The sequence below is a fragment of the Halocalculus aciditolerans genome, assembly GCF_014647475.1.
GTDB classification, from domain to species: domain Archaea; phylum Halobacteriota; class Halobacteria; order Halobacteriales; family Halobacteriaceae; genus Halocalculus; species Halocalculus aciditolerans.
Window position 1 is genome coordinate 1 of sequence record NZ_BMPG01000004.1, and the last position, 16,929, is coordinate 16,929.

Consider the following 16,929-nt stretch of genomic DNA (forward strand, 5'->3'; position numbering starts at 1 on the left):
TCTACGAGCCCGCGTTCGCATTCATTTGTAGCCGACCGTCGTTATTTGTACCTTGTGTTTCGAGCGTCCGAAGCGGGCGAAGCGGGGGCGGACGGCAGGAGTGTCGCCACTGTGGGGCGTGAAGAACGGGAGAGAGTGTGGAGAGAGAAGTCCGAGTGCGCGTAGCGCGTCCCACGCGCATCCACGCGGCGAACTTCGATGTGGCTGGAACGCGTCAGAGGGCGTTCGAGCCGGTGATGCGGTTAGTCTTCCAAGACGATCTCGATGGAGACGTCGTTGGGGACCTGGATCCGCATGAGCTGGCGGAGTGCGCGCTCGTCGGCGTCGATGTCGATGAGGCGCTTGTGGACGCGCATCTCCCAGTGCTCCCACGTCGCCGTCCCCTCACCGTCGGGGGACTTGCGCGAGGGGACGTTCAGTTTCTTCGTCGGGAGCGGCACAGGGCCGCTCAGGCTGACGCCGGTCTTGTCCGCGATCTCCCGGACGTCGTCGCAGATGTCGTCCAGGTCGTCGGGGCTAACGCCGGCGAGTCGCACTCGTGCCTGCTGCATGCTTATTCGTTGACCGAGAGGACCTTCCCGGCCGCGATGGTCTGACCCATGTCACGGACAGCGAAGGAGCCGAGTTCCGGAATCTCGGAGGACGGTTCGATGCTGAGGGGCTTCTGCGGGCGCACGGTGACGACCGCAGCGTCGCCGGACTGGATGAAGTCCGGGTTCTCCTCGGCGACCTCGCCCGTGGACGGGTCCATCTTCTGGTCGATGGACTCGATGGTACACGCGACCTGTGCGGTGTGCGCGTGGAAGACCGGCGTGTAGCCGGCCGTGATGACGGACGGGTGCTGCATGACGACGACCTGCGCCTGGAAGGTCTCGGCGACCGTCGGCGGTTCGTCGGCGGGGCCACAGACGTCACCACGGCGGATGTCGTCCTTACCGATGCCGCGGACGTTGAACCCGACGTTGTCACCGGGCTCGGCCTCGGGGACCTCTTCGTGGTGCATCTCGATGGTCTTGACCTCGCCACCGACGTCGGACGGCTGGAAGCTGACGTTGTCGCCGACGTTCATGATGCCGGTCTCGATACGTCCGACGGGGACGGTACCGATGCCGGAGATGGTGTAGACGTCCTGAATCGGGAGGCGCAGCGGCGCGTCCGTCGGGGGCTGCGGCTCCGGAAGGTTGTTGAGGGATTCGAGGAGCGTGTCGCCGTCGTACCACGGCGTGTTCTCCGAGGGTTCGGAGACGTTGTCGCCCTCGAAGGCGGACGTCGGGACGAAGGAGGCGTCCTCCGTCGGGAACGCGACCTGATTGAGGAGGTCGGTGACGTCGGAGACGACTTCCTTGTACTTGTTCTCGTCGTAGTCGACGACGTCCATCTTGTTGACAGCGACGATCATCTCGTCGATGCCGAGGGTGCGCGCGAGGAAGACGTGCTCGCGCGTCTGGGGCGCGACACCGTCGTCGGCGGCGACGACGAGGACGGCGTTGTCGGCCTGGGACGCGCCGGTAATCATGTTCTTGACGAAGTCGCGGTGACCAGGACAGTCGACGATCGTGAAGTAGTATTCGTCGGTGTCGAACTCCTGGTGGGCGATGTCGATGGTGACACCGCGCTCACGCTCTTCGGCGAGGTTGTCCATGACGTAGGCGAACTCGAAGCCGCCCTTGCCCTTCTCTTCTGCTTCCTCGCGGTGCTGCTCGATGACGTGCTCGGGGACACTCCCGGTCTCGAAGAGGAGTCGCCCGACCATCGTACTCTTCCCGTGGTCAACGTGGCCGATGACGGCCAGGTTCTGGTGCGGTTTGTCGCTCATGGTGGGATATCGCGCTAAGCGCGCTCTGTGGAATGTATTCGCCAGTTTCGATTAAAACCGTTTCGATACGCCCTGATACCGAGGTCGACGCCGTCTCCCGGTTTGCGCCACGCGACCTCGACCCACGCCACACCCAACCACGGGGCGGCAGTGAGTCGCCGCATCCACCGCCTGTCGGAGTCGGCGCGGTCAGTCGGCGAGCCGGTCGACGTCCGCGAGCACGGCCGTCGCGGTCTCCGGCCCGCCCGCCCCGCGGCCGCTGAGGTTCAGCCGGCCGGCGTTCGTCGTCTCCAACTGCACGATGTTCTGCGTCCCCGTGACGGCGAGCGTGTCGTTCTCCGGGAGGAGGCGCGGCGCGACCCGAGCGTTGCCGGCCTCGTCGACCTCGCCGACGAGCCGCACCGTCCGCCCGTCCTCCGCCGCGAGCTCCAGCGCGCTCCCCGGGATGTCCGTGATGCCGCGGACGTCGACGTCGTCGAGCGTGTACCCGCCGCCGTGGAGGACGTTCGCCACGATGGCGCACTTCAACGCCGCGTCGATACCCTCCACGTCGAACGCCGGGTCGGCCTCGGCGACGCCGAGGTCCTGCGCTTCCGCGAGCACGTGCTCGTAGTCGAGCCCCTCCGCCGCCATGCGCGTGAGGATGAAGTTCGCCGTGCCGTTCAGCACGCCGCGAGCCGCCGTCACGCGGCCCGCGCCGACGCCGTCGATGGTGGCGATCGCGGGAATCGCGCCCGCGACCGTCGCCTCGAACCGGAGGTCGCCCGCGCTCTCGTCGACGAGCGCCTGGAGGTCGTCGTAGCGCTCCGCGACCGGCCCCTTGTTCGCGAGGACGACGTCGCGGTCGCGCGCCAAGGCCGCCTCGGCGTGCCCGAACCCGGGCTGTGCGTCGTCGAGCGTCGTCGGCGTCGCCTCCACGAGACAGTCGTAGTCCGCGTCGAGCACGGCCGCGACGTCCTTCTCGCCGACCACGCCGTCCGCGTCCTTCCGCTCGAAGACCGCGTCCGCGTCGAGGCCGCCCGCCTCGACCACACCGCTGGACGAGTCCGCGAGCGCGACGACCTCGTGGCCGTACTCGCCGGCGAGCTCCACGACGGACCGGCCGACCGCGCCCGCGCCGAGAACGGCGAGCTTCATCGGTCCGCCCCCACGAGCGGCTCGACGACAGTGAGGTCTTTCTCGTCCGCGAGGTCACGCACCTTCTCCAGCGTCTCGTCCACCGCGCCCGTCTCCGCCGCGAGGCGAACGCGCGCCGCGCTGATCCCCGCCATCCCGGACTCGTCGGTGAGCGAGAAGTCCACGACGGTCGCCCGCCCGCAGTCCTCGATGCGTTCGAGGGTGTCCGAGAGGTCGGTCTCCACGAGGTGGCCCGCGAGCAACACCGTGAGCTCTTCCCCGTAGCGTTCCGCGCCCGCCTGCACGACGTTCACGCCGTGGTCGCGGAGCGCCTCCACGATCCGGTCGAACTGCATCGGCGTACACTCCAGATCGACCTCCACGGGAATCCGCCCGCGCGGCGTCCGATGCCCGCGCTCGTGGAACACGCTCAGGAGGTTCCCGCCGTGCTCCGCCACCGGCTCCAACGCCCCCAGCAGCTCCCCGGGCTCGTCGACCAGTTCGAGGCGGACCGTATGCGCCTGCCGCGACGTCTCCGCATCACTCACCGCAACCACCCCCGAACGGAGCCGACCGCCGAACGGGACCGGTCCCGACCCGGCTGACGAATCGGCTCGTACCAATCTCTCCCCGTCTACTAATCCGGGCCGCAGCTGTCGCTCCCCGTCCGTCGAACCGGGTCGCCCCTGTTCCAGTCGCGGCGCTCTGTCGTCGCTTCCTGGCGATGCGAACACGAGGCGCGTCCGGATGCATACTTCGACTCACGGCCGGCGCGCGCTATAAGGCTTCGGCAGTGCCACGGTTTGCCGCTCCCGGCGAGGCCGCGGCTACCCGGTCGAAAAACGCGAAGAGAAGGCCGACGCGGCGTCGGTGGTTAGAAGTAGTTGATCGCTTCGGGCAGCTCGGTCTTCATGCCCTTGCGCTCGCGGATCTCGTTGATGATCTCCGGCTGGAGGTTGTCGGAGAGCACGCGGAAGCCCGCGTTCTCCGTGTTCCAAGAGGCACGCCCCTCGGTGGCGGAGCGGATGTCGCTGGAGAACCCGATCATCTCGTCGACCGGCGCGATCCCCTCGACGACCATGAGGTCGCCCTCCTGGTACATGTCGTCGACGCGGCCGCGGCGACCCTGAATCTCGCCGGACGCCGCGCCCATGTGCTCCGTCGGGACGTCGATGCGGACGTCCTGAATCGGTTCGAGGAGCCGGATTTCGGCGTCGATGAGGGCGTTGTGGACGGCCTGGCGGACGGCGGGGATGACCTGCGCGGGACCGCGGTGGATGGCGTCCTCGTGGAGGCGAGCGTCGTGGAGGCGGATGAGCGCGCCCTGGACCGGCTCGGCGGCGAGCGGGCCGTCGTCGAGCGCCTCGGTGAGCCCCTCGTTCACGAGCTCCATCGTCTCGTTGAGGTGCTGAATCCCCTTCGTGTCGTCCACGAAGATGTTCGTCTTGTGGATGGTCTCGATGTTCTGCGAGGTGTCCTTGTCCATGCCGGCTTCCTGGAGGGCTTCGCGGCGCTCCTGCTCCGGCATGTCCATCGAGACGTCGCCGAGCTGGATGAGGTCGACGATCTCCTCGCTGAGCGGCTCCACGGTGATGTAGAACCGGTTGTGGTTGTTCGGCGAGCGACCCTCGACCTCGCGGGACTCCGTCGTCGGGGCCTCGCGGTAGACGACGATCGGCTCACCGGTGTTGACGGGGATACCCTGGTTCCGCTCGATACGCTGCGTGATGACCTCGAGGTGGAGTTCACCCTGCCCGCTGATGAGGTGCTCGCCCGTGTCCTCGTTAATCTCGATGCGGATGGTCGGGTCTTCCTTCGCGACCTGCTGGAGCGTCTCGATGAGCTTCGGCAGGTCGTCCATGTTCTGCGCCTCGACGGACTTCGTGATGACCGGCTCCGAGATGTGTTCGATGGACTCGAACGGCGTCATCTCGACGGAGGAGACCGTGGACCCCGCGATGGCGTCCTTCAGGCCCGTGACGGCCGCGATGTTGCCCGCGGGGACCTTCTCCACTTCCTCGCGCTCGCCACCCATGTAGATGCCGACGGACTGCACGCGGTTCGTGCCGGCAGTCCCGGAGACGTAGAGGTCCTGGCCCTTCTCGATAGTCCCGGAGAAGACGCGGCCGGCGGCGATTTCGCCGGCGTGCGGGTCGATACCGATGTCGGTGACCATGAGGACGACCTCGCCGTCGGGGTCGACGTCACGCATGTCGTGTGCGAGGTCGGAGTCCGCGTCCCCGCGCCAGATGGTGGGGATACGACGCGGCTGTGCGTCGAACGGGTCGGGGAAGTGCTCCGCGACCATGTCGAGCACGACGTCCGAGAGCGGCGTGCGCTCGTGGAGCTCCTGGCGCTTGTCGGCGCGCTCGAGGTCGATGATGTCGCCGAAGTCGATCCCGGTGGCCTGCATCGACGGCATGGAGACGCCCCACTTGTAGAGGGCGGACCCGAACGCGACCGTGCCGTCCTCGACGGAGACCGTCCAGTCGTCGATGTCGTCCATGTCCTCCGTCATCCCGCGGATGAGCTCGTTGACGTCCTCGATGACGTCGAGGAGGCGCTGTTGCATCTCCTCCGGGCCCTCCTGGAGCTCGGAGATGAGGCGGTCGACCTTGTTGATGAAGAGCGCCGGCTTGACGCCCTCGCGGAGCGCCTGCCGAACGACCGTCTCCGTCTGCGGCATCGCGCCCTCGACGGCGTCGACGACGACGAGCGCGCCGTCGACGGCGCGCATCGCGCGCGTCACGTCGCCGCCGAAGTCGACGTGGCCCGGCGTGTCGATGAGGTTCACGAGGTGGTCGTCGCCCTCGTACTCGTGCGTCATGGAGACGTTCGCGGCGTCGATCGTGATACCGCGTTCCTGCTCGTCCTCCTCCGTGTCCATCGCGAGCTGCTGGCCCGCGGTCTCGTCGGAGATCATCCCCGCGCCGGCGAGGAGGTTGTCAGTGAGCGTGGTCTTCCCGTGGTCGACGTGGGCGGCGATGGCGATGTTCCGGATCTGCTCCGGGTTGTCCATCAGCCGCTCACACTGTTCGACGATCTTCTTACGTCGGCCCATTATGGACGCATATACCGCCAGTGGGTTCAAAAGGGTAGTGTTTCGCCGTCGGCAAACGCCGCTGTCTGCGGGCGTCTGACACGGTTCACCTCCGGAGGCCTACCGGAACGGGTTGACCTGCCGCGCGGCCGACCCGAGGAGCTTCTTCCCGTACGTCACGGGCGACGGCGGGCGGGCGACGACGTTCGTGTCGCCGACCCACATCGCGTCGAGCACGGCCTGCCGCGTCGGTTCCTCGCCGGGCGGGAGGCGAACGGACGTCGCGGCCTGCCCGACGTCCGCGAGCGTCCGGGCGTTACTCCCCGCGTACGCGCCGCGGTCGCCCGTCCCCGCGACGCGCGCGGACTGCGTGTTCGTGATGCCGCGCATCGTGTCGGCGTCGTAGACTTCGAGCCCGACGCCGGGCGGGAGAGAGTCGAGGTCGACGCCGCCGAACTCGCGCTCCTGCACGGCGGGGACGACGGGGACGATGGTCTCGTCGAGGAGGGCGCGCGCGGTCTCCGCGATGGGGCGGCCGGGCTCTGGCGTCGCCTCGGCACCGAGCGCGAGCAGCGGCCCGTCCGCCGTGGACACTTCGACGCCGGGAATCCCGAGCAGGCTGTGTTCGGCCGCGAGGTCCGGGAGGAGTTCCGTCGCCGCCGCCGCGGTATCCCGGTCCGTCACGACGAGGCCGTCGAGGCCGACGTCGGCCGCGCGCTCGACGACCGCCTCCAGCGACGGGTAGGACTCGTCCGTCCCCTCGGTGTGTACGTGCGTGTCGATGTAGAGCGTGTGACCCGCCCCGGTCACGGTTCCGACAGCTCCATGCGCGGAATAAAATCGATGGAGGCTCATAACTCCCCGTGCCGACCCACCCAAAGCCACGCATCCAGTGGTCGCGAGAATCCCCGGACGACCATCCCCATCAGGGATTATCCATCTCGGACGCGAGAGAGGGAAGTCGACCACCGGCTACGGCCAGTGAACCAACCACCCGTCCCGGCGGATTGAAAGGGCGAGGGCTTTCCCTCGTCGTCTCCGGATTCGCCGTTCTCGTTGTCGCTGTTCGCACGGGGGAAGGACGACACACGGACTCACACCGGCACGACTCACTCGAGGCGAAACACCCATACGCTACGGCCCTGTGAGGTAGTACCATGGACGTTCGGGTACAGGGGGCCGTGCCGCCGGGGCCCTTCCTCGGCGCACGCGACCTCTTCGAAGCGACACACGACCTGGAGAAGCCCGTTCGCGTCCGCGTGCGCGACGACCCCGACGAGCGGACGTGGGCCGGCCACTACGACGACCACCACGTGCTCAACATCTCCCGGCAGGCCGCCACCTCAATCATGGCGCGCGAACTCGCCCTCCACGAGTACGCCCACATGCACCGCCACGAGGAAGCCCACCCCAGCCACACCTTCGACCTCCGGGAAGCCGTCTACCTCGGCCTCGCTGGGAAGTCCGTCGAGCGCCGCGTCCTCCACCAGTGCCGGCAGCTCGCGAACCACGCGAAGGACATCTACGCCGACGACATCACCCTCACCGTCGGCCCGACGGACAAACTCGTCACCTTCCTCGAATCCGAACTCGCCGCGTCCGTCGCCGACAACCCCCGGGAGCGCCGACAGGGCCACCGCCTCACCGCGGGCGCGGACCCCACGATGACCGCCGTGAACGCCGCGTTCGCCGTCGCCCTCCTCGAACGCCACGACCTCCTCGACGACGACCACCGCATCTACGCGCTCGCCCACGCCGCCAGCGAGGACGCCCCCAGCGTCGACGTCGACTGGTTCCGCACGCGCTTCAAGACGCTCGCGACCGACGTCGACGAATCCGCCTACCGCCGCGTCCTCGTCGACCTCGTCCAGGCGTTCGTCGACGCCCAGGACGCCACCGCCCGCCCCGCCGCCGACTGACCCTTCGACTCGTCGCCCGATTCGGTCACGACTCCTCCGTGACGGAGTCGTGCACGCGCCGCAGAAACCCCGCGTAGCGTTCGAACGTCGACGTCTCACAGCCCACGAGCACGCCGTCCTCGATGCGGCAGGCCGCGCCCTCCGGATACTCGCGCTCTGCGTCCGACTCACTCATGTACGCGACTGACGCGGTCGACGCCCCTTAGTCCCCGGGCTGGCGCGGAGAGCGAGCGCTATCCGGCGTGAATCCGGAGAGATAGAGACAGCAGAAACCGCTAACGACCGGCCGGGTTAGCGGGCGGCGGCCGCGACGCGTTCTTTCTCCTCTTTCTGACCGATTGCGTACGTCTGCATGTCGTAGTCGGCCGCGCCGAGGAGCTGCTGGGCGAGCGCTTCGGAGGCGGGCGTCGCCGACTTGTAGGACGCGGAGTGCGCGCCGTCGGCGAGGAACTTCAGCGCCTGGTCGACGCGGCGCTGCGGTGCGACGTCGACGGCTTTCGGCACCGAGATGCCACCGTACTTGAGGCGGACGGTCTCCTCACGGGGCGCGGCGTTCTCGACCGCGCGAACGAGGATCTGCGCCGGGTTCTCCTCGGTCTGCTCGTGGATCTGGTCGAAGGCGTCACGGACGATCTTGAGCGCCTTCTGCTTCTTCCCCGTGTTGTCCTCAGTCGCCATCAGGCGGTTCGTGAGCCGCTCGACGACGGAGATCTGGGACTTCTGGAACTGCTTCGACGCGTGGCGACCCATCGTGTGGGCGATGGGCGTCACGGCGATGTAGCGCTTCGTGGACGGGTCGCGGAACTGGATCTCGGAGACGTCCCACTTACCGAAGAGGTCGGCCTCGGTCTCCTGCTCTTCGCTCCCGGCCGGCTTCTCGGGTTCGGGTGCTTCGCTCTCGCTCATTTATCGGACAGGTTTCTCCGCGTTCCCGCGGACGAGTTCGATCATCGAGACGCCGTTCACTTTCTCGACCTTGTAGTTGACACCGGACAGGTCGCCCATCGCACGACCCTTCGCGCCACCGATACCGGCGATGGTGACTTCGTCGTGCTCGTCGATGAACGAGATTGCGCCGTCACCGGGACAGAACGCGGTGACCTGTTTCCCGTTCTTGATGAGCTGCACCCGGACGCATTTCCGGATGGCGGAGTTCGGCTGTTTCGCTTCGATACCGACCTTCTCCAGCACGATGCCGCGACCCTGAGGTGCGCCCTCGAGCGGGTCGGACTTCTGGGAGAGGCCCCGTTCGCGCCGCGCGTAGTCCGAGTCGGACCACCGCTGATTCTGGCGGTCCTTCTTCAGTTTGCGAGCGGCGTACTTACCGTTCGGCATACGCACGAATTCCCGGTGCAGATACTTAAGCCCGGTCTTTTGCGGGCAAGCGTGTGACCCGGGACCACGCACTCAGTGGTCAGCGCCGGTCCTCGACGGCGACGGTCCCCGAGAGCTCCTGCTGGCTCGGGGGATTGATGCTGATACCGGCGTCGGCGAGGTCGGCGGCGACGCGTTCGACGAACGCCGTCCGCACCACGCCGACCGGCGTCTCCTCCGGGCTCCGAATCCAGTAGCGCGCCCGGAGGTCGATGGAGGTCGCGCCGAACCCGGAGACGCGGACGGTCGGTTCGGGCTCGGCGAGCACGCGGTCGTCGGCGGCCGCCGCCGCCTTCGTGAGCCGAATGGCCTCCTCGACGTCGTCCTCGTAGCGAATCCCGAAGGTGTCCGTTATCCGGTAGCGGTTACCGCGGTACGGCGTCCGCAGCGCGTTCGTCGTCAGCTGGGAGTTCGGGACGGAGACGATTTCGCCGTTCGGCGTGCGGACGCGCGTCACCCGGAAGTCGATCTGCTCGACCGTCCCCGCCTGGTCCGCCCACTCGACGTAGTCGCCGACGTTGAAGTCCTCGTCCGCGACGAGGAAGACGCCGCTGACGAGGTTCCCGATGACGTCCTGACCGGCGACGCCGAGCGCGAGCGTCGCGGCGGCGACGACGAGCGCCGACCCCTGGAACGCGCTCCCGAACCCGGCGAGCGCGGTCGCGAGCGCCACGCCGACGACGGCGACGGCGACCTTCGTGTAGAGCCGCGTCGCGTTCGCGAGCGTCGGATTCCCCCGGTTCCGCCGCGTCACGAGCTTGACGAGCGGCGGCACGAGGAGAAATCGACCCGCCGCGTACGTCACCGCGACGACGACGATGAACACGAGGCACTGGACGAGGAGGTCGTGGTACTGTGCGAGCACCGACTCGACGCCCGGCGGCACAGTCACCACGCGACGAACACCCGAAGCATACCACGACTCCGCCCCCGCTCCACAAGAACCCACAGGCTACAGATTGCGTGCAGGCGACGCACTCCCCGATACTCAACGCTACGCCGCCGTCTCCGAACGAGGGCGTTAAGCCACCACGCGACTACATACCTCGGACTCGCCGCGCTATCACACTTGAAGGCTTACACCGCTAGGAAGCGGAAGCAGAATACTGCAAGCGTCCGCGAGCGAGCGGTTCGAAGAACTCGAGCGAAGCGGTTCACTCGCGCGAGCCAGCGAGCGCGAGGCCGACGACTGAACGGAACGAGCGAAGCGAGAGAAGTGAAGGAGGAGTGCTTTTAGCGTAGCTTTTACCGAGCGAGGCCGCCGGAGGCGGCCGAGCGCAGAGTAAAAGGTACTATGTCAGCTGAATGTCGTCGACGTCGTAGTGGCGTTTGGCGAGGTGTTTCGCCATCTCGATGTTCTTGCCGCCTTCGCCGATGGCGACGCCGCGGTCGTCGTGGTCGACTTCGGCGTAAGCGACGGTGTCCGCGCCCTCCACCTCGCTGACGGTGACGTTATAGACGGCGGCGGGCGCGAGGGCGTTCGCGACGAAGCCCTTGGCCGTGGGGGCGTCTTCGACGAGTTCGATGTCGTGGCCGAGTTTCGCTTCGAGGTCGCGGATGCGGCTGCCGTCGGGGCCGATGGCCTGCCCCATCTCGCCGGCTTTGACGACGAAGACGATGCGGTCGTGGTCGTCGTCGACGACGCAGTCGAGGGCAGTCGCCTCGGTGGCGTCCTCGAACGCGGTGATGTACCGCCGCGCCTGGTCGTCGAGCGTGACGGGCACGAGCTAGTCGCTCCGGCTGGGCTTTGCGCCCATGCGTAGGTCGACGTCGCCGGTGCCGAGGCGGATGGGTTTCCCGACGATGACGTTCTCGATGACGCCGTCGAGGTCGTCGGCCTCGCCGTAGATGGCGGCGTCGAGCAGGTGGTTGACGGTGACTTCGAACGCGGCGCGGGCGAGCACTGAGTCCTTGTTCCCGGAGATGCCGTGCCGGCCGATGGACTGGATGGTGCCGTCGTTCGTCATGATGTCCGCGACGAGCATGAGGTGGCGGATGTTCACGTCGCCGAGCCCCTGCTCTTCGAGGGTGTCCATCGTCTCCTCGATGATGGCCTCGCGGGCGGCCTCGATGCCGAGGGTCTTGTGGACTTCGTGGATGTTGTTACACGTGGTGCGCGTGGTGTCGACGCCGTCGATTTTGAGCGCCTTCTTCAGCGCGCTCCCCTCCGTGTAGAGGACGAACTCCTCGCCGTCCTCGGTCTCTTCCTTCCGGATGACGACGCGGTCGATGTCCTTCAGGCCCTTGAAGACGATGTCGCGGAGCTGCTCGATGAGCTGGAGGAGCTCGCGGTAGCTCGGCTGCTCCGGGCCGAACTCGAGGACGGTCCCGGACTGGTTGACCTGCACGCCGAGGGAGTCCTGAATGGTCTCCGCGACTTCCTGGGCGACGAGGGTGGCGTCGTCCATGCGCGGCCAGCGTTCGAGGAGCGTCTCGTCGTTCAGGTCGATGCGGACGATCATGTCCGCGACGTTCGTGGAGATGTCGCCGAGCGCGAGGATGCGCGTCGCCTCGATGTTCCAGACGACTTCGTGTGCGTTCTCGCGGTCCGTCGCGTACTCCTCCTCCAGGTGGACGGTCATCGTCGGCGTGTCCGGGGATTTCCGGGCGTCCACGAGCTCGATGAGTCGCGGGAGGCCCTGCGTGACGTCGAGTTCGGCGACGCCCGCGTAGTGGAAGGTGTTCATCGTCATCTGCGTCCCCGGCTCACCGATGGACTGCGCGGAGACGGTGCCGACCGGCTCCAGCGGGTCGACGCGGGAGTCGCGGTAGAACGCTTCGGTGGCGCTCGCGATCTGGTCGGCGTCCTCGACGGTGACGTCGTCGCGCGCTTCGATGGTGTCGTAGACTTCGTCCTTGAGGCGTCGCGGGAGTTCCGTGTCCTCGACGACGGCTTCCATGTCCTCGGTGATGTCGGTCATTTAGTCGTCCCCCTCGGCGGTCCAGGACTCGCCGTGCTCGGAGAGGTTGGTCGGCGGGCGTTTCTTCCCGATGAACTCGTCGAGGTCTTCCTGCGTGTCGAATTCGGCTTCGAGCACGCGGTCGGCGATGTGGTCGACGTCGATCTCGGTCTCCTCGCTGGAGGAGACGCGGACGGGACTGGTGCCGTCCTCGCCGAACTCGAACTGGACGATGGTGTCCGACGTGTCGCGGACGGTGCCGTCGTACTGCGTTTCGAGCTCGGAGAGCGCGTTGATGAGGCGGCGCTGGAGGTAGCCGGACTTCGACGTCCGGACTGCGGTGTCGACGAGGCCCTCGCGGCCGCCCATCGCGTGGAAGAAGAACTCCTTCGGCGTCAGCCCGGACGTGTAGGAGTTCTCGACGAACCCGTGGGCTTCACTGGAGAGGTCGTTCTCCTCGAAGTGGCTGAGCGTGCGGTTCTCGTACCCGCGGTTGATGCGCTCGCCTCGGACTGCCTGCTGGCCGACACAGCCGGCCATCTGTGTGAGGTTGAGGAGGGAGCCACGCGCCCCGGAGTTCGCCATGACCACGGCGGGATTGTCGTCGGCGAAGTGGTCTTCGGCGATGGACCCGGCGGAGTCGCGCGCCTTCGAGAGCGCCTGCATGGCCTTCATCTCGAGCGTCTCGTCGACCGTGCGGCCGGGGAGGCTCTCGAGTTCGTCGGCCTCGTAGGTCTCGATGAGCTTCTGGACCTGGTCGTAGGCGTTGTCGATAGCGTCGTCGATCTGCTCTCGGGCTTCGCCCGGGATGGTCTCGTCGTCGATCCCGATACTGAACCCGAAGTGCATGATGGCGCGCATCGCGAGCGAGGCGACCTCGTTGATGAAGATGCGGCCACGCGTGTTGCCGTAGATCTTCGTGATGGAGTCGACGATCTCGCTGCCGAACTCGCCGACGCCGTCCTCGTCAATCGTCCCTTCGACGAGCTGGCCGTCCTCGATGACGACGTCGTCGCCGGTCGAGGAGGAGAACTCGAGGTTGAGGTCGTCGGGGAGGAGTTCGCTGAAGAGCTGGCGGCCCGTCCAGTAGGGGACGCCGTCCTCCTCGCCCATCGCCTCGGGGAGTTCGTGGATGCGGGTCTCCCGGAGGAGGTCGAGCGCCTGCGTCTCGTTGAACCGGGGGTTCTCGTTCGTCAGGAGGTACATCCCGCTGATGTGGTCCTGAATCGCGCCGATGATGTTCTCGCCGAAGCGCGGGCTGAGAATCTGCTCCTGGACGCGCATGAGGACGCGCGCTTCTGCACGGGCCTCCTCGTTCTGGAGGGCGTGCATGTTCATCTCGTCGCCGTCGAAGTCGGCGTTGTACGGCGGGCAGACGACCGTGTTCAGCCGGAACGTCTTGTACGGCATCACGACGACTTCGTGCGCCATAATGGACATCCGGTGGAGGGACGGCTGGCGGTTGAAGACGACGATGTCGCCGTCGATGAGGTGGCGCTGGACCTCCCAGCCGGGTTCCACGCGTTCCGCGAGCTCCTCACAGACCTTCTCGGTGACGCGGACGCGGCGGCCGTCGGGTCGCTTCACGTAGTTCGCGCCGGGGTGGCCTTCGGGGCCGTTCCGGACGTACTGGCGGGCGCGTTCGATGTTCGTCTCGTTGACGACCATCGTCTGCGTCATCTCCTTCGCGACGCGGTCGGGGACGCCGACCTCGTTCAGGCTGAGCGTCGGGTCGGGGGAGATGACCGTACGCGCGGAGAAGTTCACGCGCTTCCCGGAGAGGGAGTTACGGAACCGCCCCTCCTTCCCCTTGAGGCGCTGGGAGAGCGTCTTCAGGGGGCGGCCGGAGCGGTGGCGCGCCGGCGGCGTCCCGCTGATCTCGTTGTCCATGAACGTCGTGACGTGGTACTGGAGGAGCTCCCAGAGGTCCTCGATGATGAGCTGGGGCGCACCCGCCTCGCGGTTCTCCATGAACCGCTGGTTGATGCGGATGATGTCCACCAGCTTGTGCGTCAGGTCGTCCTCGGAGCGCTGCCCGTTGTCGAGCGTGATGGACGGTCGCGCCGTGACGGGCGGAACCGGGAGGACGGTGAGGATGATCCACTCCGGTCGGCTGTGCTCGGCGTCGATGCCGAGCGCGTAGAGGTCCTCGTCCGGGATGTCCTCGAACCAGTCCCGGATGTCGCTCGGCATGAGCTTATTCATGTCCTCCGTCGTGAGGTCGGCGTCGAGCGCCTTCTCGAGGGCCTCGCGGTCCTCGCGTCGCGGCCGGAACTCCCCGCTGAGTATCTCGTTGATGCGGGAGAGCTCGAGGTCGGTCTCCTCGGAGAGCTCGATGGGGCTGACGCCCTCGTCGTCCTCGTCGTCAGGCTGCATCGCGCCCGCGATGCGTTCCGAGTAGTCACCGGCGAGGACCTGCTGGACCTCGTAGTAGGTGGTTGGTTTCTCGTGTTTGACGTCGTACTGGACTTCGCCGCAGTACGGGCAGTTTGACTTCTTCCGCGCCTCCCGAATCGCGGCCTTCGTGACGTCGGAGACGTCCTGCTTGAGGCCCTTCGTCCGCTCGATGTCCGAGAGGTACTCGTCTTTCTCCTCTTCCGTGAGGAGGAGGCGACTGCAGTCGCGGCAGGTCCCGCGGAGCAGGCGGCGGATGAGCTTCGCGAACCCGACGTGGATGACGGGCGCGGCGAGCTCGATGTGGCCGAAGTGGCCGTTACACGACCCGCTGCGGTGCCCGCAGGTCTTACACTCCAGACCGGGGTCGATGACGCCGAGGCGCGGGTCCATCAGCCCCATGTCGATGGGGAAGCCGTCGTCGTCGTAGGTGTCGGCCGTGATGACCTTCGTCGCGCTCATCTCGCGGTACTCCTCGGGGTTCATCAGCCCGAAGCTGATCTCACCGATCTCCTTGGGGGCTTGTCCTGCACTCATGTATTAGACTGCGTCCTCCAGTTCCAGGCGCGGGGCGATGCCGAGCGCCTTCATCTCGTCGAGCAGGAGCTTGAACGCGTAGCTCATCTCGAGTTCGTGTACGTCCGTCTCCTCCTCGCAGTTCGGACAGTACACGCGGCGTTGCTCGCGGTTCTCCACGGCCGTCATCCCACAGTTCCCGCAGATGTGGACGTACTCCTGGTCGGAGGACTCGAGGAGCCGCTCCTTGATGACGAGCGCCGCGCCGTGCCCGATGACGGCGTCACGCTCCATCTCACCGAGGCGGAGACCACCTTCACGCGCACGCCCCTCCGTGGGCTGGCGCGTGAGGACCTGCACGGGGCCTTTCGAGCGCGCGTGCATCTTGTTCGACACCATGTGGTACAGCTTGTGGTAGAAGATCTCCCCGGTGAAGATCTCTGCCTCGACCTTCTCCCCGGAGATGCCGGAGTAGAAGACCTCCTTCCCGCCGCCGTCGAACCCGCGTTTTTCGAGCATCTCGCGGAGTTCCTCCTCATCCTCGCCCGTGAAGGCGGTGCCGTCGACGGGGCGGCCTTCCATCGCGCCGGCCTTCCCGCCGAGCATCTCCAGCACGTGGCCGACCGTCATGCGGGACGGGAGCGCGTGCGGGTTCAGGACGAGGTCGGGGACGACGCCGTCCTGCGTGAACGGCATGTCCTCGTGCGGCGCGAGGTGGCCGATAACGCCCTTCTGCCCGTGGCGGGACGCGAACTTGTCCCCGAGCTCGGGGACGCGTTCGTCGCGCACGGAGACTTTCGCGAGCTTCGAGCCGTCCTCGCCCTCCATGAGCGTGACGGTGTCGACGACGCCGTCCTCGCCGGACCGCATCGTCACCGACGTCTCGCGGCGCTTCTGCGGGCTGAGCCCGCCCATCTCGTCGGGCTCCTCTAAGAACCGCGGCGGGCTCGTTTTACCCACTAAGACGGAGTTCTCGTCCACCGGCGTCTCCGGGTTGACGAGGCCGTCGTCGTCGAGGTGCTTGTAGGCGTCCTCGCCGCGTGCGCCGCGCACGTCGGTGTCCGGACGCTCGAAGCGGTCTTCCTGCCCGCCGGGGTAGCGGCGTTCCTCGCCCTCGTAGGTGCGGAAGAAGTGCGAGCGGCCGAGCGCGCGCTCGACGGACGCCTTGTTCATGACGAGCGCGTCCTCGATGTTGAAGCCCTCGTAGCTCATCACGGCGACCGTGAAGTTCTGGCCCGCGGGGCGGTCGTCGTAGCCGATCTGCTTCGTCGTCTGCGTGTTCACCATCGCCGCCTGCGGGTAGTGCATCAGGTGCTGGCGGGTGTCCGGGCGAATCCGGTAGTTCGCAGACGGGAGGCCGAGGGACTGCTTCATCATCCCCGCGCCCATCGTAATGCGCGGCGAGGCGTTGTGCTCGGGGTACGGAACCATCCCCGCGCCGATACCGAAGATGAGCTGCGGGTCGATTTCGAGGTGCGTGTGGTTCTCCGTGAGCTCGTCGCGCTCGACGCCGACGAGGATGTCCTCCTCTTCCTCGGCGTCGATGAACTCGATCTTCCCGGCGTCGACGAGCGACTCGAAGTCGAGGTCGCCGTCGCCGACGGCCTCCATCTCCTCCTCGCTGATGATGGGCTCGCCGTCCTCGACGACGAGGAGCGGGCGGCGGGCGCGGCCGGCGTCGGCGTTGACGATGACTTCGCCCGTGCGCTCCTTGACGGAGACGTTCACCATCTCGCTGACGTCGCCGCGGCGGCGTGCTTCTCGGATCTGTTCTGCGAGCTCGTGCGGGTCCTCGTGGGTCCCGACGAGACTCCCGTTGACGTAGACTTTCGCGTCTCGTGCCTGACTCATGTA

The 16,929-nt window shown here is 67.1% G+C and carries 15 protein-coding genes; 1 reads left to right on the forward strand and 14 read right to left on the reverse strand.

Annotated features, from left to right (window positions below):
• Positions 1-242 precede the first annotated feature (242 nt).
• The 6 genes from rpsJ to IEY26_RS13605 all read right to left on the reverse strand — a co-directional run bounded on the left by rpsJ (position 243) and on the right by IEY26_RS13605 (position 6,782).
• A complete protein-coding gene (rpsJ, locus tag IEY26_RS13580; RefSeq protein ID WP_188979879.1) occupies positions 243-551 on the reverse strand; it encodes a 30S ribosomal protein S10 in 309 nt (102 codons plus the stop codon).
• 2 nt (positions 552-553) lie between these two features.
• Entirely contained in the window at positions 554-1,816 is a 1,263-nt protein-coding gene (gene tuf, locus IEY26_RS13585) for a translation elongation factor EF-1 subunit alpha (protein WP_188979881.1), read from the reverse strand.
• A gap of 189 nt (positions 1,817-2,005) precedes the next feature.
• The gene (locus tag IEY26_RS13590; RefSeq protein ID WP_188979883.1) at positions 2,006-2,953 is read right to left on the reverse strand and encodes a homoserine dehydrogenase; all 948 of its coding nucleotides are present in this window, start codon (positions 2,951-2,953) and stop codon (positions 2,006-2,008) included.
• On the reverse strand, positions 2,950-3,480 hold the full coding sequence (locus IEY26_RS13595; RefSeq protein WP_229774142.1) for an amino acid-binding protein: 531 nt from the start codon (positions 3,478-3,480) through the stop codon (positions 2,950-2,952). Before IEY26_RS13595 ends, IEY26_RS13590 begins: the two co-directional genes overlap by 4 nt.
• A gap of 326 nt (positions 3,481-3,806) precedes the next feature.
• Positions 3,807-5,993, reverse strand: coding sequence for an elongation factor EF-2 (locus tag IEY26_RS13600; RefSeq protein WP_188979888.1), 2,187 nt, complete (start codon positions 5,991-5,993; stop codon positions 3,807-3,809).
• Positions 5,994-6,092: 99 nt separating this feature from the next.
• Entirely contained in the window at positions 6,093-6,782 is a 690-nt protein-coding gene (locus IEY26_RS13605) for a PHP domain-containing protein (RefSeq protein ID WP_188979889.1), read from the reverse strand.
• A 347-nt stretch (positions 6,783-7,129) separates the two neighbouring features.
• Here IEY26_RS13605 and IEY26_RS13610 point away from each other — a divergent pair, with 347 nt between their 5' ends.
• Positions 7,130-7,891 carry a DUF5781 family protein gene (locus IEY26_RS13610; protein WP_188979891.1) on the forward strand — a complete coding sequence of 254 codons (762 nt, stop codon included), beginning with the start codon at positions 7,130-7,132 and terminating at the stop codon, positions 7,889-7,891.
• 25 nt (positions 7,892-7,916) lie between these two features.
• Here IEY26_RS13610 and IEY26_RS13615 read toward each other — a convergent pair whose 3' ends face one another.
• From IEY26_RS13615 to rpoB, 8 genes are all read right to left on the reverse strand, one after another.
• Positions 7,917-8,066 (reverse strand): hypothetical protein, encoded by a 150-nt coding sequence (locus IEY26_RS13615; RefSeq protein WP_188979893.1) that lies wholly within the window; start codon positions 8,064-8,066, stop codon positions 7,917-7,919.
• A 116-nt stretch (positions 8,067-8,182) separates the two neighbouring features.
• The gene (locus IEY26_RS13620) at positions 8,183-8,797 is read right to left on the reverse strand and encodes a 30S ribosomal protein S7 (RefSeq protein ID WP_188979895.1); all 615 of its coding nucleotides are present in this window, start codon (positions 8,795-8,797) and stop codon (positions 8,183-8,185) included.
• The gene (locus tag IEY26_RS13625; protein ID WP_188979897.1) at positions 8,798-9,226 is read right to left on the reverse strand and encodes a 30S ribosomal protein S12; all 429 of its coding nucleotides are present in this window, start codon (positions 9,224-9,226) and stop codon (positions 8,798-8,800) included.
• Between the two features lie 79 nt (positions 9,227-9,305).
• Positions 9,306-10,157: a mechanosensitive ion channel family protein gene (locus IEY26_RS13630; protein ID WP_188979899.1), complete on the reverse strand. Its 852-nt coding sequence runs from the start codon at positions 10,155-10,157 to the stop codon at positions 9,306-9,308.
• 400 nt (positions 10,158-10,557) lie between these two features.
• Positions 10,558-10,989: a NusA-like transcription termination signal-binding factor gene (locus IEY26_RS13635; RefSeq protein ID WP_188979901.1), complete on the reverse strand. Its 432-nt coding sequence runs from the start codon at positions 10,987-10,989 to the stop codon at positions 10,558-10,560.
• 3 nt (positions 10,990-10,992) lie between these two features.
• Entirely contained in the window at positions 10,993-12,186 is a 1,194-nt protein-coding gene (gene rpoA2 / locus IEY26_RS13640; RefSeq protein WP_188979903.1) for a DNA-directed RNA polymerase subunit A'', read from the reverse strand.
• On the reverse strand, positions 12,187-15,096 hold the full coding sequence (locus IEY26_RS13645) for a DNA-directed RNA polymerase subunit A' (protein WP_188979905.1): 2,910 nt from the start codon (positions 15,094-15,096) through the stop codon (positions 12,187-12,189). It lies immediately after the preceding gene.
• Between the two features lie 3 nt (positions 15,097-15,099).
• Complete coding sequence (gene rpoB / locus IEY26_RS13650; protein WP_188979907.1) at positions 15,100-16,926, reverse strand: DNA-directed RNA polymerase subunit B; 1,827 nt, start codon at positions 16,924-16,926, stop codon at positions 15,100-15,102.
• Positions 16,927-16,929 lie beyond the last annotated feature (3 nt).